Origin of the sequence: Rhizobium oryzihabitans, assembly GCF_010669145.1 — a bacterium.
Lineage (GTDB): Bacteria > Pseudomonadota > Alphaproteobacteria > Rhizobiales > Rhizobiaceae > Agrobacterium > Agrobacterium oryzihabitans.
Genome location: NZ_CP048632.1, coordinates 2048437 through 2067845, shown reverse-complemented (window position 1 = coordinate 2067845; position 19409 = coordinate 2048437). Strand labels below are relative to the sequence as shown.

Genomic DNA, 19409 nt, shown 5'->3' with positions numbered 1-19409 from the left:
GTTACGCCTGTTCAGCAAGCAGCTTCGTACGTTCCGCCTCGACTGTCGAAACATCGGAAGCCGGAATGTAATATTCGCGGTTGTAGTTGAAGGTATGGGCGATCGAGACCGCGATGATGGCGAGCATGGACAGGGCCGCCAGCCACCAGATGTGCCACACCAACGCAAAGCCGAGCACCACGCTGATGGCGCTGATGATCACGCCTGCGCCGGTATTCTTCGGCATATGGATCGGGATGTAACCTTCAAGCGGACGAACATAACCGCGCTTCTTCATATCCGCCCAGGCGTCGACGTCATGGACGACCGGCGTGAAGGCGAAGTTGTAGGCCGGCGGCGGCGACGAGGTCGACCATTCCAGCGTACGCCCGTGATAGGGATCGCCGGTAACGTCGCGGAGCTGGTCGCGCTTGAGGAAGCTGACGATGAGCTGGATGACGAAGGAGGCGATGCCGAGCGCGATCAGGAAGGCGCCGAAGGCCGCGATCACGAACCAGATCTGAAGCGAATTGTCCTCGAACTGGCTGATACGGCGGGTCACGCCCATCAGGCCGAGAATATAGAGCGGCATGAAGGCGAAATAGAAGCCGATGAACCAGAACCAGAAGGACAGTTTGCCCCAGAAAGGATCGAGGCGGTAACCGAAGGCCTTCGGGAACCAGTAGACGATACCCGCGAGCACACCGAACACAACGCCGCCGATGATGGTGTTGTGGAAGTGGGCGATGAGGAACAGCGAGTTGTGCAGCACGAAGTCCGCCGGCGGAACGGCGAGAAGAACGCCGGTCATGCCGCCGATGACGAAGGTGATCATGAAGCCGATCGTCCACAGCATCGGGACATCGAACTTGATGCGGCCCTTATACATGGTGAAGAGCCAGTTGAAGATCTTGGCACCCGTCGGGATCGAGATGATCATCGTGGTGATGCCGAAGAACGCGTTCACGCTTGCGCCGGAACCCATGGTGAAGAAGTGGTGCAGCCACACGACATAAGCGAGGATGGTGATGACGCCCGTGGCGTAGACCATCGAGGCATAACCGAAAAGGCGCTTGTTGGAGAAGGTCGAGACGATTTCCGAGAAGACGCCGAATGCCGGCAGTACCAGAATGTAAACTTCGGGATGGCCCCAGATCCAGATGAGGTTGACATACATCATCGGGTTGCCGCCGAGATCGTTGGTGAAGAAGTTGGTGCCAACGTAGCGGTCGAGGGTGAGAAGCGCGAGCGTGCCGGTCAGGATCGGGAACGAGGCCACGATCAGGATGTTCGAACACAGCGACGTCCAGACGAAGATCGGCAGGCGCATCATGGTCATGCCAGGTGCGCGCATCTTGATGATCGTGACGATCAGGTTGATACCTGAGAGCGTCGTTCCCACACCGGCGATCTGTAGGCCCCAGATGTAATAATCCACGCCCACACCCGGACTGCCGTCAATGCCGGAAAGCGGCGGATAGGCAAGCCAGCCGGTCTGCGCATATTCACCGATGAACAGCGAGATCATGGTGATGACGGCGCCGGCCGTGGTCATCCAGAAGGAGAAGTTGTTGAGGAAGGGGAACGAAACGTCGCGTGCGCCGATCTGCAGCGGCACGACGAAGTTCATCAGACCCGTGATCATCGGCATGGCCATGAAGAAGATCATGATGACGCCATGGGCCGTGAAGATCTGGTCGTAATGGTGTGGCGGAAGGTAACCTTCCGATCCGCCGGAAGCGATCGCCTGCTGGACGCGCATCATGATGGCATCGGCGAAACCGCGCAAAAGCATGACCAGCGCCAGGATGATGTACATGATGCCGATCTTCTTGTGATCGATGCTCGTGAACCATTCATTCCAGAGATAGCCCCAGAGGCGGAAATAGGTAAGCGCGCCGACGACGGCGATACCGCCCAGAGCCACGGCCGCGAAGGTCGCGACGAGAATGGGCTCGTGAAGCGGGATGGACTCCCATGTCAGCTTCCCGAACAGGAACGACGTTTGATCGGAATTGACGATCATTTTTAGCCTCTTGCGATTCTAAGACATAAGATCGGCGCAGCCATTGGCCGCGCCGCATAATGCCGGGACGTATCCGTCAGCCAGCGACTTGTTTCGTTTCCGGCAGCGCCGCAGGCTCGAAAGTCTGACCTTCGATGGCAGCCGGAGTGGATTGAGGACCGCTGGCGACGCCATAAGGCGCAAGCGGCGTGCAGACGACGGAGTTCAGCGCCTTGGCGATGTCGATGCCTTCCTTGCCGCCGCCGCCCTTGGCGTCGATATGCATCATGTCGCGCATGCAGAGCTTGTTCGGCTCGACACAGCGGTTGAGGATGGCGCTGTAGAGTTCCGGATCGACGGAAGCGAAATACTGAACCGGCTCACGCTCCGACGGCTTGGCGAATTCGAGATATTCCTGACGGCCGAAACCCTTGCCGCCTTCCTTCGCCTTGGCCACCCACTGGTCGAAGCCCTGCTGGCTCAGGCCATGGAACTTGAAGCGCATATGGGAGAAGCCGGGACCGGAGAAGTTGGCCGAGAAGCCGTCATAGACGCCTTCCTTGTTGATGACGGCGTGCAGCTTGGTCTGCATGCCGCCCATGGCGTAGATCTGGCCTGCGAGCGCCGGAACGAAGAAGGAGTTCATCGCCGTCGTGCCGGTGATCTTGAAGTTGATCGGAACATCAACAGGAGCGGCAAATTCATTGACGCTGCCGATACCGAGTTCGGGATAGAAGAACAGCCACTTCCAGTCCATCGCCACTACCTCGACCGTGATGGGCTTGGTCTCGGCGGTGACCTGACGGTTTTCGTCGATACGCTCCAGCGGGCGGTAGGGGTCAAGACGGTGGGTGGAAATCCAGGTGACCGTGCCGAGCATCAGGATGATGGCGACCGGGGCCGACCAGATCACCATTTCAAGGCGCGTCGAGTGGTGCCACTCGGGATCGTAATCCTCCGCTTTCGCCGATTCGCGATACTTCCACGCGAAGAACAGCGTAAGCACGATGACCGGAACGATGATAAGCAGCATCAGAACCGTGGACGTGATGATGAGGTCGCGCTGCTGGATGGCGACGTCACCCGAAGGGTTCATCACCACGAGGTTGCAGCCGCTGAGCAACAGCAGTGCCGGGATTGCCAGAAGGGCGGACGGGAGTTTTTTGATCATGCGCACGTTCTTTGGACTCGTACAGTTTGGATTATGCCGCGATTAATTGCCGAACATCATTTTTGAAATGAGGTATATTGTCGCGGTGCAGCGAAACCTTCGCGATGCACCATGTGCGGGCAGAGCTGCGTTTGAAGACGGAGCGGCTGCATTATCGCATAGCGAGCTTCCTGGGCAAGCCTTCTTATCAAACTTCATTTGACCTTACGGAAGGTGCGTGTGACAATCCGTCGCATCGTAACGCAACGGAAGAGGAGCCGGCGCGTTACAGGAAATGGTTCGTCCATGACGCAGGAGGGATATTATGAGTTATAGCAATGCTGCTCCATCTTTTGGGCAGGCGCCGGAAGCCAACGGTCATGGAACCGATCCGGTCAAGGTCGATCCGGATCGCATCACAATTGCGGTCATTCTTGCGAGAATGACGGAGTTTTTCGACTTCTTTATCTACGCCATTGCCTCCGCGCTCGTTTTTCCGCATGTTTTCTTCTCCTTCGTCGATCCGCTGACGGCGACCCTTTATTCTTTTGCGGTCTTCTCTCTGGCCTTTATCGCAAGGCCGATCGGCTCGCTGATCTTCCTCCAGATCGACCGAAAGTTCGGCCGCGCCGTCAAGCTGATGGCCGCGCTGTTCACGCTCTGTGGTTCAACGATGGCGATCAGCTTCCTTCCGTCCTATGCGGAAGCCGGCATGCTCGCTCCCTGTCTTCTGGCGGTATTCCGCATCGGTCAGGGTCTCGGCCTTGGCGGCGCATGGGATGGTCTCGTCTCATTGCTCGCCATGAATGCACCGCCGAAGCAGCGCGGCTGGTACGCCATGATGCCGCAGATCGGCGCGGCGATGGGCTTCGGTCTCGCCAGCGCGTTCTTCATCGTTTTCGTCACACAGCTTTCCAATGCGGAATTCCTCGCCTGGGGCTGGCGTTTCCCGTTCTTTGTGGCGCTGGCGCTCAATGTGCTCGCGCTCTTTGCCCGCCTGCGCATGATCGTGACGCCGGAATTCCAGGCCATGCTGGAGCAGCATGAGCTGGAGCCGCGCCCCATGTTCAAAATGCTGCGCTCGCAGTTTCCAGTCGTGGTCACGGGTGCGTTCGTGCCGCTGGCAAGCTTCGCGCTCTTCCATCTGGTCACGGTTTTCCCGCTGAGCTGGGTTTCCCTCAACACCACCCAGCGCGTTTCAGACTTCCTGTTTGTGCAATTCGTCAGCGCCATCATCGCCGGCGGCATGATCGTGGTGTCTGGTGTTCTCGCTGACAGGATCGGCCGACGGAAGCTTCTAGCTTTCGCCGCAGTGCTGATCGGTCTTTTCAGCCTTGTGGCACCGCTGCTTCTGAGTTCGGGCGATATCGGTCGCTATCTTTTCGTCTTGATCGGCTTTGCGCTGCTTGGTCTGTCCTTCGGTCAGGCGGGCGGTGCGCTAGCTTCCCGCTTCAGCCGCGAGTACCGCTACACCGGCGCATCGCTCACCTCGGATATTTCCTGGCTGATCGGTGCCGGTTTCGCCCCGCTTGTCGCACTTGGATTTTCGTCCAAATTCGGACTGTTTGCGGTCGGAATTTACCTCATGTCCGGTGCGGTCTGCACGCTGGTAGCCCTCTGGTTCAGTCGAACGCTGGACATGCCGTCGGAGTGAACAGGGCAATTTAACAACCCTTGCAGCCATTGCGCCGCGGAATCCTGTCGGATTTCGCGGCGTTTTTGTTTTTTTATTGCGCCGGATCGATTTTAATCTTGACTCGGTCCTTCATGAAATATTATGTAAGCAATACTGACGTAATTCAGTGTGTCTCATTGTCGGAATTGCCGGCCATCAGGGAACGCCATGCGAACGATGACGATCATTATTTGCGAGAAAGCGGCCATTGCCGCCGCGCCGTTTGACGGCCGCAAAACGACCGTTCGCGCCATTAAACGCCGATAAGCAGAAGAATGAGGAGCAGCCAGGTCGCCTGCGGCTCCGCCCGCAGAGTGCCGGCTGATGCGCCGGGTTTCGGGAAAGAGGGCGATGCCGCGCGAAATGCGCAACGAGAGGAGAGTGCCTTGAGTGTGACGGAGCAAAAATTCGGCCTTTACGATGCGGCTTTTGAAAAAAGCAGCTGTGGCGTCGGTTTCATCACCCGCAAGGACGGCGTGCAGACGCATGATGTGCTGAAGCGCGGCCACGAGGCGCTCTGTGCCGTGCCACATCGCGGCGGCATGTCGGCGGAAGGTGTCGGCGATGGTGCCGGCGTGTCGCTGGATTTGTCGCCCTCCTTCTTTCGGGAATTGACCGGTGAGGCCGGCTTGCAGGCCGGTCGCTTCGGCGTCGGCAATTTTTTCCTGCCGCAGAATTCCGCTTTCCACGGTGAGGCGGTCGGTATCATCGCAAACGCCCTCAAGGAGCAGGGGTTTTCGGTCCTGCTTGCCCGCGATGTGCCGGTCAATGACGCGGCTATCCGCCCCGCCGCCATCCCTTACCAGTTGCCGATCCGGCAATGGGTCTTTTCGGCTCCTGCCGAATGCGCAACCCTCGCCGAATTCGACTGGCGCATCCACAAGGCGCTGCTGGCCATCGAGGCGTTTGCCTATACCGTGCCGGAACTTGCCGGCTTTTATCCGCTGTCGCTCAGCGCCCGCACGCAGGTTCTGAAAGGGCGTCTGAACTCGCATGAGGTCATGCCCTATTTCTGTGACCTTACCGATCCGCGCCATGAAGTGCATACGATGTATTTCCACACGCGGTTTTCCACCAATACCGATCCGCACCCCTCCATGGCACAGCCCTTCCGCCTGATGGCGCATAATGGCGAACTCAATACCGACAAGAAGAACCGGCTGTCGGAAGCGGCCGTGGCGCTGGCGAAGAATGCCAGCATCATCCGGCCGAAGGGCCAGTCGGATAGCTGCCGTCTGGATCAGACCCTGCAGGCACGGGTAATGGAAGACGGTCTCGACCTCGTCACCGCCGTGGTCTCGATGATGCCGCCAGCCTGGGAAAATGACGATACCCTGTCACCGGCCGTGAAGGCGATGCTGGAATATTTCTCGCTTTATGAGGAGAAGAATGACGGCCCGGCCGCGCTGATCTTCGGCGATGGCACCATCATCGGTGCGCGGCTCGATCGCCTCGGCCTGCGCCCGCTGCGCACCGTCGAGACGCAAGATTATCTCTGCGTCATGTCGGAGGCCGGGCAGATCGCGTTTCCGGCGGAAAGCGTCATCCGTCGCGGCCGCATCGAGGCGGGCGGCATGCTTTATTACGATCACGCCGAGCGTCGTGCTTTTTCCACGGTCGAGGCGCTAGAGCTTCTGGCCTCGCGCCGGGACTATCCGTCGCTATTGTCTGAAGCGCGCGTAATGCTTGAGGACCTGCCGGAAGTGCCGGCGGAAAAGCAGGGCTCGCCCCTTCGTTACAATGGCGATCTGGAACGGCATCAGCGCTACGTCGCCTATTCGCATAATCAGGAAAGCTTCAAGTTCCTGATGGACCCGATGCTGGCATCAGGCGCGGAAAAAATCTCGGCCATGGGTTATGGCAATGCCATCAACGCGCTCTCCGATCAAGAAGGCGGGGTGGCGAAGTATTTCTCGCAACGCTTCGCGCAGGTTACCAATCCGCCGCTCGACAGCATTCGCGAGGCCGATGGCATGACGTTGCGTGTGGCGCTGGGCGCGAAGCCGAACAGCGGCGCGAAGAAGGCCCGCCAGATCGTCGTGCGCTCTCCGATCCTGACCCATCTCGATATGCTGCGTATTCGCGAACAGTCGGAGACGCCCCTTCGCCGTTTTGAAATGCTCTATTCGCCGGTCTTCGATGTTGCGGAGGCCAATGAAACGGCCCTGCGGCAGGCAATTGATGACCTCTGCGATGAGGTTGTGGCTTTCGCGGCAGAGGAAGGCGGCATCGCAGTCATCACCGACCGGCACGTCTCGGTAGGCCGCGCGGCTCTACCGATGATCATGATCGTCTCCGCCATCAACCAGCGGCTGATCGAAGAAGGCCTGCGGCTGCGCGTTTCCCTGATCGTTGAAAGCGGACAGTTTTCCTCCTCGCATCACATAGCAGCCGGCCTCGGCTTCGGCGCTTCTGCCGTCTATCCGCTTGGCGTGCAGTTCCGCGCTGAGGAGAAATTCGGTGCCGATGCCGACAAGGCCTTCAAGCGTTTTGCCAAGGCGGCGGAAAAGTCGCTGATGAAGACCATGGGCAAGGTCGGCCTGTGCACGGCGGAAAGTTATATCGGCGGCGAGTTCTTCGAACCGAACTTCCTCGATACCAACGATCCGGTGCTGAAGCGCTATTTCCCGAATGTGAAGACCCCGGTCGGTGGCGTCACCTTCGCCGTTATCGCGCAGGCGGTGGCCGACTGGCATCGCAAGGCGCTGTCGGTGAAGGGCGAAAACGACATTCCGCTGCTCGGCCTCTTCAAGGAACGCGCGGAAGGCGCCGGCCATTCCTATGGCACAACGGCGGTGCGCGGTTTCGTGGACATGACGGAAGAAAAGATCGGTTTCGACAAGGGAACCGAAAACGAGGAGATGCTGCGTCTTTTGCCGCTCAACCGGTTGGAGGATGCTTTCGGTCTCAACGATGCGGCCTATTATCACAACAGCTTCGACCGGTTGACGCCTGAGGCGATCGACGCATTCGAGGTAACCCCCGGTTACCGTGCCTTCGCGCGCATGATGGCGGAAGAAAGGTCGCGCCGCCCCGCCGCCCTGCGCGATGTTCTGGAGTTGCCGGCTGATGTGACATTCGCCGGTTCCGCAGAAGAATTCCGCCGGGAAATGGGCCGTTTTTCCCGACAGGGCAATAACAGCTTCATGGTGCGCGGATTGCGTTGCGAAGAGGCGGGAGACGGCGCATTCCGGCTGCAGCTGACCGGCCCGCATGGTCATGAGCTTGCCCGCCTTGCCGCGCTCGGCCAGTCGCTGCTCGACCGTTTCGGTGCGGATATTCCCGGCCACTGGCTGGAAGGCGGCGCGCTCATGGTTCAGGCAAAGGGTGAAGCCTCCGCCTATCTCTCGCTTATCCGCACCGCGCCGGAAAGCATTCCGCTCGATGCCGTTCAGAAGGCGAGCGAGATCACCAGGACCCTAGCATCGGGCGCCATGAGCCATGGCGCGCTGGTTGCCGCGGCCCATGAGGCGGTGGCGCATGGCACCAACATGGTCGGCGGCATGTCGAATTCGGGTGAGGGCGGCGAGCATATTTCCCGTTACGGCACCATCCGCGCCTCGCGCATCAAGCAGTTCGCCTCCGGCCGTTTCGGCGTCTGGGCAGGCTATCTTGCCGATCCGATGCTGGAAGAAATAGAGATCAAGATCGGCCAGGGCGCAAAGCCCGGCGAGGGCGGGCAGTTGCCGTCTCCCAAGGTGACGGTGGAAATCGCGGCGGCACGCGGAGGCACGCCTGGCGTCGAACTCGTCTCGCCGCCACCGCATCACGACACCTATTCCATCGAGGATCTGGCCCAGCTTATCCATGACGCCAAGGCAGCGCGCGTGCGGGTCATCGTCAAGTTGGTCTCGTCGGAAGGCATCGGCACGATTGCGGTTGGCGTTGCCAAGGCGGGTGCGGATGTCATCAATGTCGCCGGCAATACCGGCGGCACGGGTGCGGCGGCCGTCACCAGCCTCAAATATACCGGCCGTGCGGCGGAAATCGGCATCGCCGAGGTGCATCAGGCGCTCTGCGCCACCGGACTTCGCGCCAAGGTACTGCTGCGTTGCTCCGGCGCGCACCAGACGGCGAGCGACGTGGTGAAATCAGCGCTTCTCGGTGGCGACAGTTTCGAGTTCGGCACGACGGCGCTGATGATGCTGAAATGCGTCATGGCGAAGAACTGCAACATCAAGTGCCCGGCCGGTCTCACCACAAACCAGGAGGCCTTCAACGGCGATCCGCGCGCGCTGGCGCAATATCTCATGAACATTGCCCATGAAACGCGCGAGATTTTGGCCGGGCTTGGGGTTGCCTCGCTGCGGGAAGCCCGTGGTCGTTCCGACCTTCTTCATCTCCTCGATCATCCGGCGAGCGTCGGCCAGCTTGACCTCCGGGCAATGCTTGCCGTGGTCGAAGAGGTGAAGATCGACAGCCCCATCTATATGGAAAAGGACTTCGCACTCGACGATGCCTTCATCGAACTCGTGCGCTCGGCTCTGATCGACAGCAAGCGGGAGAACATCGAGCTTGGCGGCAATCGTTTCCTCAACAATTGCAACAAGAGCGTCGGCGGCCAGCTCGCCGTCGATATCGAGCGCATGCTGAACCACGAGCTTTCCGACGAAGAGACCGATGCACTTCCTGCCGTAAAACGCGATAGCCGTGGCCGTCGGTTCCTGGAGGCAGGATCTGTGCGCATCGATACATCAGGTTCGGCCGGGCAGTCTTTCGGCGCCTTCTGCAATGACGGCATGGTCATGGTCCATACTGGCACCTGCAATGACGGCGTCGGCAAAAGCGCATGCGGTGGCACCATCGTCGTGCGCTCCCGGGCGGCGGTTCGGAAGAGGCGGGCGGCAATGTGCTGGTCGGCAATTTCGCGCTGTTCGGCGCCACCGGCGGCCGCACCTTCGTGGAAGGGCAGGCGGGTGACCGTTTCGCAGTGCGTAATTCCGGAGCCACTGCTGTCGTCGAAGGCGTGGGTGATTTCGCCTGCGAATACATGACCAACGGCGCGGTGCTGAACCTCGGCAGCTTCGGCAAGGGTTTCGGCAACGGCATGAGCGGCGGCTTCGTTTATCAGTATGATCCCTATGGCGATTTGCCGAAGAAGGTCAGCCATGATTCCATCCTGCTCGGCGCGATCACGGGAGAGGATGAGCAGGCCGCGATCCACAATCAGGCAGTCCACCAGCTTCTGACCTTGCATGTCGCGGAGACCGGCTCGGCCAAGGCGACATGGCTGTTGGAAAACTGGGAAAGTGAACAGCACAATTTCGTCTATGGCATGCCGCGCGCCCTGCTGCTTTATCAGGACAGCGACGAGATTCTGAAGGCGAAGCCCCGCAAGGAGCTGCTGGAAGAACTGGCATCCGCGCTTGCCGCCCACCAGCTGCGCAAGTTCAAGCTCGCCTATCGCGACCGCAAGGCCGTCCTGAACGGAACGGTGCCGGGTTATGGCGAGACCGATACGGAAGACATGTATGCACTGCTCAATAATTATACCGTGTTGAGCATGGCGCAGGCCATCGCCTTGCAGCGGCTGCCGCTGGCCTCGGGCCCTTCCGATCCCGCCATCGAAAAAGCCGTGCGTAATCTCATCCTCACGGAAGATTATGCGCTGATGCAACGGCTGCTGAAATATGCGCGCGAGGCGCTTTCGGACCATAGCGATGAACAGCTTGCGGTGATGATCGCCGCCAAGCGGCTTGACGACTACAAGCAGGCGCTGGCGCGCCGGAACATCTGGTCGGTGGACAGCCCCGGCACCTATGGCTGGATTATCCAGCAGAACCGGAAAAACATCGAGAAGATCGGCCGTCTGCCGGGCTTCGAAGAGCTTTTCGCAGCGCGCGCCATTCCAGATCTTGCCACCGCATCCAGCCACAACAGGGCAGCATGATGAAGATACCTTATATTCCGCAGGACGCACCCTTTAACGGTGATCAGCGTGCCTGGCTTTCCGGTTTTCTGGCCGGTCTTCACTCCCGTACCGCCATCGGCCTGGAGACATCGGTTGCCGCTGCCGCTCCAAAAGCAGCGGCCAGCGTCCTGAATGTCCTCGTTGGCACCCAGACCGGCAATGCCGAAGCGCTGGCGATGGATATCGCTGCTGCGGCCCGTGCACAGGGCATGCAGCCCGTAGTGACGGCGCTGGATGATGTCTCAATGGACAGTCTCGGCTCCATGAAGCGGGTCATCGTCGTAACCTCCACCTATGGCGAAGGCGAAATGCCTGATAATGCCCAGCTTTTCTGGGAGTCGCTCGCCGCTGAAAACGCCCCGCGGCTGGACGAGATGAATTTCGCCGTCCTCGCGCTGGGCGACACCGGTTATGACGGCTTCTGCCAGGCGGGCAAGCTCATCGACACGCGGTTCGAACAACTCGGCGGCAAGCGCATGAAGACGCGTATCGATTGTGATATCGACTTCGAGGATGCGGCCGCAGCATGGATCGGTGAGACCCTGCCGCTTGCACGCGCCATCGATGGCGGCAGCGCGGCGGCGGCCATGTCTGTCGTCGCCGAGCCGCCGGCACGGGCAAAACAGGGATGGAGCCGCAAGAATCCCTATTCGGCTAAGGTAAGCGTCAATCGCCTTCTTTCCGGACCTGCATCGTCGAAGGAAATTCGCCACTACGAGTTTGATCTCGGCGAAAGTGGCCTCGATTACGAGGCGGGCGATGCTCTTGGCGTCGTTCCCCTCAACGACCCAAAGTTGGTGGGTGCGCTGCTCGAACGCTTCGGAGCTGGTACAGACAGCGAAGTCGCCGGGCTGGACCGGCCGATCGGTGATGCGCTTCTGAACATGTTCGAGATTTCGACGCCCTCACGAGAGCTGGTCGCCGAAATTGGCAAGCGTGCAAGACATGAAGAACTCAGCCACATCCTTGCGAATGGAGACAGGGAACAGCTTTCCGCCTTTCTCTGGAGCAAGGATATTCTCGACCTGCTTGATCTCGGCGGAAAGTTCGTATTCGACCTTGCCGAATTCGTGACGTTCCTGAAGCCATTGCAGCATCGCGCCTATTCCATCTCTTCCAGCCCTCTGGTTGCGAAAAACGGTGTGCATCTGACCATCGCCAGCGTGCGTTATCGCGCAGAAGGCCGTGAGCGTGGTGGTGTATGCTCCACCTATCTCGCTGACCGGGTGGAGGCGGGGCAGAATGCCGGGGTTTTCGTCTCGCCGAACAAGGCGTTTCGTGTGCCGCAGGATAATGATGCGCCTATGATCATGGTGGGACCGGGCACGGGTATCGCGCCGTTCCGGGCATTTTTGCAGGAACGGCAGGCGCGGGGCGCAAAGGGCCGAAACTGGCTGTTTTTCGGCGATCAGCACCGGCAGTCAGATTTCATCTATGAAAACGAGCTCGGCGACATGAGCCGTGATGGCGTGCTCACACGTCTCGATCTCGCCTTTTCGCGCGATCAGGCGGAAAAGATCTACGTTCAGACCCGCATGCGGCAGAACGGCAAGGCGCTCTATCAATGGCTTGAAGAGGGCGGTTATTTCTACGTCTGCGGTGATGCAACCCGCATGGCGAAGGATGTCGACGACGCTCTGCACCGGATCGTTATTGAAGAAGCGGGCATCTCGGCGGAAGCTGCGAGCGACTACTTGAACCGGCTGAAGCGCGAGAAACGCTATCTGCGCGATGTTTATTAGAGATTACCGATAGCACAGGACTGCCCTGCTCCAGAAAGCTCAGCAATTGGAGCAGGTGGTTTCCGCGTCGCGTTGCTTGAAGAAATAGTCGCGCCCGATCGTGATCGACTTAACACCAGTGGAGGAGAGGTCCGTCATGAACATCAGCAATTCATGCGGGATGGAAAGCTCGACATGAATGAGAAAACTTTCCGCTACCAGCAAGCGTGTCGGAACCGCCACTGACGATCCAACGGCATAAGGCCTCTGATCTTTCTCATTCCATGACCAGGCGATTTTAGCCTGTTTCTGCTTGTCGATCGTGATACCGCTGATTGTCAGTTGCAGACCTTTCGTGCTGTAAGGCGCAAAGACAGCTGCCGCGACGTTCTGCATGTTTTTGAGATAGGCCTTGTCGACGGAGCCCGTTTTCGAGATCAGGTCGTTGATCGTGGCGGCGGCGCTCGTTGATCGCTTAAAAGTATTGTAGCCGATCGTAAGTTCGAAAGACGTCACATAAAGCGCGAGCAATATCGGGAAAAGGATTGCGAATTCTACCGCGCCAACGCCGCGGCGATCTTTTGCGAAGCGTGCAATGAGCGCGATGAGACGCAGTTTGCCGTTCATGACGGCGACCAACAACCCTGCCATTATGAGCCCCCGCTTGTGGTGTATTTCTCGTTCATGAAAGCATCGGTCGCGACAATGAGGAAATGCGAGGGCATCGATCCGTCAGCCGGACGTACTTTGGTGAGATACGGCCGGATGATATCGGCAGTAACGCGCCAGCGATAATAGACACGCAGCATGTTGATCGTCTCCGGGCCGCCCGGCTTGAAACCAAATTGTGATGTGTCGAGAACGTAATATTCGCCGGCAGGTCTCAAGGGTATCGTCGTTGGAATATCCTTGAAGGCGGTAAAGGAGCGAAGGTCGATATAGAGCTTCTGTTCCTGTTTGATCTCATCTGCCGAGCAGGTGATCATCACCGAAACTTCATTGCAGAAACTCTTGCGAAAATCCTCTTTTGAGATCGAACTGCTGATCTGCCCAGTGCGCAGACGCCGCGCCATATTCTCCGTGGCATTGGCGACGACCTGTTCCGCCATCATGGCGAGGAAGGTCTCGATGATCGCAAAAACGACGAGGAAATAGGGAATCGCGAGGATCGCGAATTCGATGGCCGCTGTCCCGTCTCGCGAGACGCCGAATTTTTCCAGCAATGGCTTCAGTCTGGCCAGTCGCATGTGGTTGTTTCGATCTCTAGAATATGCGCCAGGCGCAACCGTTGAATTTGTTGCGGACCATAACCAGCCGGTATTTACATTCAGTTACCTCGATATTTTATACTTTAGTGATTCACAAAAGTGGCACAGTCTATAAATGCAAAAGGCCCGACATATTGCCGGGCCTTTATTGAACAGGGATAAATGGCGGCTTATTCAGCGTCCGCTTTCGACAGAACCTCAAGGGTGGGCGTCGAGGTGATGTTGTAGCCGCAATCCACATAATGGCATTCGCCCGTAACGCCGCGTGACATGCCCGACAGCAGGTAAAGCGCGGATCCGCCGATATCGTCGATATCTGCCGTCCGCCGTAGCGGCGCATTTTTCTGGTTCCAGGCGTAGATCGCACGCGCATCCGAGATGCCTGCACCTGCCAGTGTGCGGACCGGGCCGGCCGAGATGGCGTTGACGCGGATGTCGCGTGGACCGTAGTCGGCGGCGAGGTAGCGAACGGACGCCTCAAGTGCCGCCTTGGCGACACCCATGACGTTATAGTTCGGAATGACCCGCTGCGAACCATTATAGGTCAGCGTCAGCATTGATCCGCCATTTGTCATCAGTTCAGCGGCGCGCTTGGCGATTTCCGTGAACGAGAAACAGGAGATGACCATGGTGCGGCTGAAATTCTCGCGGGTGGTATCGGCGTAGAAACCTTTCAACTCGTTCTTGTCGGAAAAGCCGATGGCGTGAACAACGAAATCGAGCGAGCCCCACTTTTCCCGGATCGTCGCAAACAGCGCGTCTACCGAGGCAATATCCTCGACATCGCAAGGCACGATGAAATCGGACCCGAGTTCCGCGGCGAGCGGTTTCACGCGCTTGCCGAGTGCCTCTCCCTGATAGGTGAAGGCGAGTTCCGCGCCCTGTGCTGCGAGCGCCTTGGAGATGCCCCAGGCGATCGAGTGATTGTTTGCGACGCCCATGATGAGGCCGCGTTTACCCTGCATGATGCCGTTCATGGGCAATTATCCGTTATGACGCTGGAAGACGAGCGTGGCGTTGGTGCCGCCGAAGCCGAAGGAATTGGAAAGGATGGTGTCGATCTTGGCGTTGTCGATGCGGCTGCGAACAATCGGAACGCCTGCAAATTCCGGGTCAAGCTCGGAAATATGCGCGCTTTCGCCGATGAAGCGTTCCTGCATCATCAGCAGGCCGTAGATCGATTCCTGAACGCCGGCAGCACCGAGCGAATGGCCGGTGAGCGACTTGGTCGACTGGATATGCGGGATCTTGTCGCCGAAGACTTCCCGGATCGCGCCGATTTCCTTGCTGTCACCAACCGGCGTCGAGGTGCCGTGGGTATTGATGTAGTCGATATCGCCCTTGACGGTGGAAAGGGCCTGACGCATGCAGCGGATTGCGCCCTCGCCGGAAGGAGCGACCATGTCGTAACCGTCCGAGGTCGCGCCGTAGCCGACGATCTCTGCGTAAATCTTCGCACCACGCGCCTTTGCATGTTCCAGTTCCTCGAGAACCAGAACGCCCGCACCGCCGGCGATCACGAAACCGTCGCGGTTGACGTCATAGGCGCGCGAGGCAACGCCGGGTGTTTCGTTGTATTTGGACGACATCGCGCCCATGGCGTCGAAGAGGTTGGACATCGACCAGTCCAGATCCTCATGGCCGCCTGCGAACATCACGTCCTGCTTGCCCCACTGGATCATTTCAGCGGCGTTGCCGATGCAATGCGCCGAGGTCGAGCAGGCCGACGAGATGGAATAGTTGACGCCGTGGATCTTGAACCAGGTCGCAAGCGTGGCCGAGGCGGTCGAGGACATGGCCTTTGGTACGGCGAAGGGTCCGATGCGCTTCGGGCTGTTGTTCTTCAGCGTGATATCGGCGGCTTCAACGATGGTGCGGGTGGAGGGACCACCAGAGCCCATGATGATGCCGGTGCGCTCATTGCCGCTGATGTCGCTTTCTTCCAGACCGGAATCGGCGATCGCCTGCTTCATCGCGACATGGTTCCAGGCGCCGCCCTGCGACAGGAAGCGCATGGCGCGGCGGTCGACCAGTTCTGTCGGGTCGAGAGACGGTTTGCCCCAGACCTGGCATTTGAAACCGTGTTCGGCGAAATCCGGCGAAAATGAAATGCCGGATTTGGCATCGCGCAACGATGCGGTGACTTCAGCGGCATCACCGCCGATGGAAGAAACAATACCGAGGCCGGTGACAACAACTCGTCTCATGAAAGGGACCTTTTCTTAAGATTTCGGCTGGACGACCGAAGCCGCCCGGCTTTTGCCAGGACTTATTCCGTCTGCTTCAGGCGGCCTTTTCCTTCGATAGCCCGACACGAAGGTCAGTCGCCTGATAAATGGTTTCTCCATCCGCCTTCAGCCATCCGTCGGCGGTTCCAAGCACGAGACGACCGCGCATCACGCGCTTGAAGTCAATGCCGTACTGGAGGAGCTTGGTATTCGGGCGGACCATGCCCTTGAATTTGACTTCGCCGGTCGACAGCGCCATGCCGCGGCCTTCTTCACCCAGCCAGCCGAGGAAGAAGCCGGTCAGCTGCCACATGCCGTCAAGGCCGAGGCAACCCGGCATGATCGGGTTGCCCTGGAAGTGGCAGGGGAAATACCAGTCGTCGGGGCTCACATCATATTCGGCGCGGATGAAACCCTTGTCGAACGCGCCGCCGGTTTCGGAAATTTCGGTGATGCGGTGAACCATGAGCATGGGGGGCAATGGAAGCTGGGCATTTCCCGGGCCGAACAATTCGCCGCGACCGCAGGAAAGGATCTCCTCATAATTGTAACTTGATTGCCTCGTTGCCATACCGCTTTCACTTCCCCAATTACTGGTGTTGATTGACTTCACTAGAGCAAGTTAGGTTCAAAATGAAGCGCTGCAAGGGCAGAGGCCGCTCAGCCCCCATATCTTTGTCTTCGAACCTTCTTTGCAGAAGTCATTACCTCAATATGCCGTCCGCATACAGGAACCATCCGGCAGGAACCAGAGGAAATTTGCAGGAATGGCCGGTTTGCGGCCATTTGCAGCACTGGACGGCGCTGAAACTATTGAAAGCATTCGCTGCAAAAGATATATGCTAATGCAATTGGCAAGTTTCACCCCTGTACTTGGAATGGGATTGCATGGCATTTGACGCCACACTGGATATCGGAACGAGGCTGCGGCGCTCGGGGCTGCGCCCCACGCGCCAGCGCGTGGCGCTGGGCGATCTCCTCTTCGCAAAGGGCGATCGCCACCTGACGGTTGAAGAGCTGCATGATGAGGCGGTTACCGCTGGCGTGCCGGTTTCTCTGGCAACGGTTTACAATACGCTGCATCAGTTCACCGAGGCCGGTCTCATCCGCGTTCTCGCCGTGGAGGGTGCCCGCACCTATTTTGACACCAATGTGTCCGATCACCATCACTTCTTCGTTGAGGGAGAGAACGAGGTTCTCGATATTCCCGTCAACAATCTCCAGATCGGCAATTTGCCCGAGGCGCCCGAGGGCATGGAAATCGCCCATGTGGACGTTGTCATCCGCCTTCGCCGCAAACGCGGCTGACGCTTTCGTCTGATACTGGATATGAAAATGGCGCCTGCAGGCGCCATTTCTGTTTTCAGGCGCCCTTGCGCTCATCTATCGACACATCACTTCAATATATCTTCCGGCCGTCTGCCGGGCTTGGCCTTGTAGGGTGGAAAAGTCCATCCGAAGATCAGTGCGCCCGAGCGGACGCCAAAAGCTGTCAGCACGCCAATACCTGATGCGACATAAAGCGGCGCACCGAGGAAATAGGTTCCGATGAAGATGGAAGAGCCCAAAAGGGCGCAGGTGATATAGACTTCAGGGCGCAGCAGCACGGATGGTTCGCCGGCGAGAATATCGCGCAGTACACCGCCGAACGTCGCCGTGAGAACGCCGGTGACGATGGCGACGGTTGCGGAGCCGCTGGCGGCGAGGCCCTTCGCCGCTCCCATGACGCAATACGCGGAAAGGCCAATGGCATCGAGCCAGATCAGCACCCGATAGCGGGATTCGAAAAGATGTGCGGTGAAGAAGAGCAGAACCGCGACCGATACGCAGACGAGAATATAAGTGGGGTTCACCACCCAGAACACCGGCGCCCTGCCCAGCACGAGATCGCGCACCGTGCCGCCACCGATGCCGGTCGCTGCCGCGAAAAACAGGAAGCCGATCAAATCAAGCTGCTTGCGTGAAGCTGCCAGTGCGCCGGTCGCGGCAAAGACGGCGACGCCGGCATAATCGAGAAAACCCAGCAGTGTCATGAAAAGGTTCCCCCGGAAAACTGAATGCAGGCGCGTCAGTGTCGCGCAAGCACTAAACTCTAGGCTGGCCGCCCGGATGATCGCAACATCCATAACCGAAACGGATGCAAAGGAAAATGCCGTGCGAATCGCTATCGTTGTCGCTCTTCAGGCGCTGGTCCTCTTGATGTTTCCGGCGGCGCTGTCAGCACAGCAGCAACTGGTGAACGATCCCGAGATCTATGAAAAGGATCATTTCCGCAACGAGTGCAAGGTAGCGGCCTTCGGCGATGATTTCGTCACCAGGCTGGATATCAACAATGACGGCCTGATGGATGCTGTCGTCAATCATGGTGTTCTGGATTGCGACGGCGAAAAGGGCCGCAGCTGCGATGAGGAAGGTTGCCCTTATAATTTTTACGTCCAGGTGAAAGAGGGCGGATATCTGATGATCGCGACGGCCCGGATATATGGCTACGATTTCATCAAGCGTTTCGGCAACATGGTCTTTGTACTGAAGATGCACCCGCGTTATTGCGAGCGCACCGACAAGGAACCCTGCCTGATGACGGTCAGGGTGCGCGGCACGAAGTTCGTCACCATTTCGCGCAAGTAACGGCGCAGCCTGTGACGGCAAGGGCGGTCACGGCACGATACGCCTGATTTTGACCCTCTGATTGTAGCGATGGCGTAGCGAACGCGGAATGACGAGGGTGGCAATGGCGACGGCAAAAACCGTTGCCGCCACCACCCACAGGGCATCCGACTGGAGTGTGGCACCGAGCACCGCGCCGCAGATCGCCCCGCATATCATGCCAAGCCACGGTACGATTTGAATACCCCAATCGAGGCTCCGCTCGCCCAGGAGAAAGCGGCCGATGCCGCGGCCGAAGCGGGAAAGAGCACCGGTCACATAGGTAAGGCCGATCGGTAGCCCCTCAATATGCTCGACCGCGGCATTGACCATGCCCATGGCAAAAACGACGAGATAAAACTGCGCGAGACCTGCCTCGTTCCGCAACAGTGCTGCAATTGCCATCAGCGCCCCCACGCCCGTGAGAACGGCAAAGATGCGCCGGTCGAATTTGTGTGCGACCACAATGCCCCCGGCATTGCCCGCCACGAAGGCAACGATTGCGAAAAGCAGTTTTAGCGCATGGGAATAGATGCCCGCCTCCATCGATACGGCGGCGCGGGTGGTGTTGCCGGTCATGAAGGAGACGAAATCTCCGGAAATATAAAGACCCACCGCATCCGTCATCCCGGCAATGAAGGAAATGGCGGCGACGAGCGCAATGCCGGTTCCGGTGCGCCTTGCCCTGATGATGTTTCGACGTCTTTGTCTGGTCATGAAAAGCTCGATATGAAAAACATCGGCCGATGCGCCGGGCCGTGCTATCCTATGTCTAGAATGCCGGAAGGCCCGTTTGCAATCTTTCCCGATGCGTTACCAGCCATTC

At 58.7% G+C, this 19409-nt stretch carries 13 protein-coding genes and 1 pseudogene; 5 read left to right on the top strand and 9 right to left on the bottom strand.

The window, feature by feature from the left end:
- Position 1 precedes the first annotated feature (1 nt).
- Both cyoB and cyoA read right to left on the bottom strand, forming a co-directional pair.
- Positions 2–2005, bottom strand: a complete 2004-nt coding sequence (gene cyoB / locus G3A56_RS10790) for a cytochrome o ubiquinol oxidase subunit I (protein ID WP_003493109.1) — start codon at positions 2003–2005, stop codon at positions 2–4.
- A gap of 76 nt (positions 2006–2081) precedes the next feature.
- Positions 2082–3155: a ubiquinol oxidase subunit II gene (gene cyoA / locus G3A56_RS10785; protein WP_003493111.1), complete on the bottom strand. Its 1074-nt coding sequence runs from the start codon at positions 3153–3155 to the stop codon at positions 2082–2084.
- Positions 3156–3459: 304 nt separating this feature from the next.
- Between cyoA and G3A56_RS10780 the strand changes: the two genes are divergently transcribed.
- From G3A56_RS10780 to G3A56_RS10770, 3 genes and pseudogenes are all read left to right on the top strand, one after another.
- The gene (locus G3A56_RS10780) at positions 3460–4788 is read left to right on the top strand and encodes an MFS transporter (RefSeq protein ID WP_082183426.1); all 1329 of its coding nucleotides are present in this window, start codon (positions 3460–3462) and stop codon (positions 4786–4788) included.
- A 407-nt stretch (positions 4789–5195) separates the two neighbouring features.
- Positions 5196–10699, top strand: a pseudogene (locus G3A56_RS10775) (glutamate synthase-related protein).
- The gene (locus G3A56_RS10770; RefSeq protein ID WP_082183427.1) at positions 10696–12462 is read left to right on the top strand and encodes a sulfite reductase subunit alpha; all 1767 of its coding nucleotides are present in this window, start codon (positions 10696–10698) and stop codon (positions 12460–12462) included. Before G3A56_RS10775 ends, G3A56_RS10770 begins: the two are co-directional and overlap by 4 nt.
- Before the next feature lie 39 nt (positions 12463–12501).
- On the opposite strand, the gene G3A56_RS10765 is transcribed toward G3A56_RS10770, so the two are convergent.
- The 5 genes from G3A56_RS10765 to fabA all read right to left on the bottom strand — a co-directional run bounded on the left by G3A56_RS10765 (position 12502) and on the right by fabA (position 16508).
- Entirely contained in the window at positions 12502–13095 is a 594-nt protein-coding gene (locus tag G3A56_RS10765; RefSeq protein WP_409528208.1) for a TadE/TadG family type IV pilus assembly protein, read from the bottom strand.
- On the bottom strand, positions 13092–13688 hold the full coding sequence (locus G3A56_RS10760) for a TadE/TadG family type IV pilus assembly protein (RefSeq protein ID WP_082183429.1): 597 nt from the start codon (positions 13686–13688) through the stop codon (positions 13092–13094). The genes G3A56_RS10765 and G3A56_RS10760 overlap by 4 nt, the downstream gene beginning before the upstream one ends.
- A 191-nt stretch (positions 13689–13879) precedes the next feature.
- Entirely contained in the window at positions 13880–14686 is an 807-nt protein-coding gene (gene fabI, locus G3A56_RS10755; protein WP_003493126.1) for an enoyl-ACP reductase FabI, read from the bottom strand.
- Between the two features lie 6 nt (positions 14687–14692).
- Positions 14693–15916: a beta-ketoacyl-ACP synthase I gene (gene fabB / locus G3A56_RS10750; protein WP_003493128.1), complete on the bottom strand. Its 1224-nt coding sequence runs from the start codon at positions 15914–15916 to the stop codon at positions 14693–14695.
- Positions 15917–15992: 76 nt separating this feature from the next.
- Positions 15993–16508, bottom strand: a complete 516-nt coding sequence (fabA, locus tag G3A56_RS10745; protein ID WP_035241402.1) for a 3-hydroxyacyl-[acyl-carrier-protein] dehydratase FabA — start codon at positions 16506–16508, stop codon at positions 15993–15995.
- Positions 16509–16825: 317 nt separating this feature from the next.
- Here fabA and irrA point away from each other — a divergent pair, with 317 nt between their 5' ends.
- A complete protein-coding gene (gene irrA / locus G3A56_RS10740; protein ID WP_003493135.1) occupies positions 16826–17245 on the top strand; it encodes an iron response transcriptional regulator IrrA in 420 nt (139 codons plus the stop codon).
- A gap of 86 nt (positions 17246–17331) precedes the next feature.
- On the opposite strand, the gene G3A56_RS10735 is transcribed toward irrA, so the two are convergent.
- On the bottom strand, positions 17332–17970 hold the full coding sequence (locus G3A56_RS10735; RefSeq protein WP_003493136.1) for a trimeric intracellular cation channel family protein: 639 nt from the start codon (positions 17968–17970) through the stop codon (positions 17332–17334).
- Positions 17971–18046: 76 nt separating this feature from the next.
- Between G3A56_RS10735 and G3A56_RS10730 the strand changes: the two genes are divergently transcribed.
- Positions 18047–18565: a hypothetical protein gene (locus G3A56_RS10730; RefSeq protein ID WP_003493138.1), complete on the top strand. Its 519-nt coding sequence runs from the start codon at positions 18047–18049 to the stop codon at positions 18563–18565.
- A 27-nt stretch (positions 18566–18592) separates the two neighbouring features.
- Here the strand turns inward: G3A56_RS10730 and G3A56_RS10725 are convergent, their stop codons facing one another.
- Positions 18593–19300, bottom strand: coding sequence for a YoaK family protein (locus G3A56_RS10725; protein WP_082183430.1), 708 nt, complete (start codon positions 19298–19300; stop codon positions 18593–18595).
- Between the last annotated feature and the right edge of the window lie 109 nt (positions 19301–19409).

Bases quoted from the DNA above. Each gene is read 5' to 3' on its own strand.
- fabI (WP_003493126.1), bottom strand. From the start codon at position 14,686: ATGAACGGCATCATGCAGGGTAAACGCGGCCTCATCATGGGCGTCGCA.
- fabB (WP_003493128.1), bottom strand. From the start codon at position 15,916: ATGAGACGAGTTGTTGTCACCGGCCTCGGTATTGTTTCTTCCATCGGC.
- G3A56_RS10735 (WP_003493136.1), bottom strand. From the start codon at position 17,970: ATGACACTGCTGGGTTTTCTCGATTATGCCGGCGTCGCCGTCTTTGCC.
- G3A56_RS10730 (WP_003493138.1), top strand. From the start codon at position 18,047: ATGATCGCAACATCCATAACCGAAACGGATGCAAAGGAAAATGCCGTG.
- G3A56_RS10725 (WP_082183430.1), bottom strand. From the start codon at position 19,300: ATGACCAGACAAAGACGTCGAAACATCATCAGGGCAAGGCGCACCGGA.
- cyoA (WP_003493111.1), bottom strand. From the start codon at position 3,155: ATGATCAAAAAACTCCCGTCCGCCCTTCTGGCAATCCCGGCACTGCTG.
- cyoB (WP_003493109.1), bottom strand. From the start codon at position 2,005: ATGATCGTCAATTCCGATCAAACGTCGTTCCTGTTCGGGAAGCTGACA.
- G3A56_RS10760 (WP_082183429.1), bottom strand. From the start codon at position 13,688: ATGCGACTGGCCAGACTGAAGCCATTGCTGGAAAAATTCGGCGTCTCG.
- fabA (WP_035241402.1), bottom strand. From the start codon at position 16,508: ATGGCAACGAGGCAATCAAGTTACAATTATGAGGAGATCCTTTCCTGC.
- G3A56_RS10770 (WP_082183427.1), top strand. From the start codon at position 10,696: ATGATGAAGATACCTTATATTCCGCAGGACGCACCCTTTAACGGTGAT.
- irrA (WP_003493135.1), top strand. From the start codon at position 16,826: ATGGCATTTGACGCCACACTGGATATCGGAACGAGGCTGCGGCGCTCG.
- G3A56_RS10780 (WP_082183426.1), top strand. From the start codon at position 3,460: ATGAGTTATAGCAATGCTGCTCCATCTTTTGGGCAGGCGCCGGAAGCC.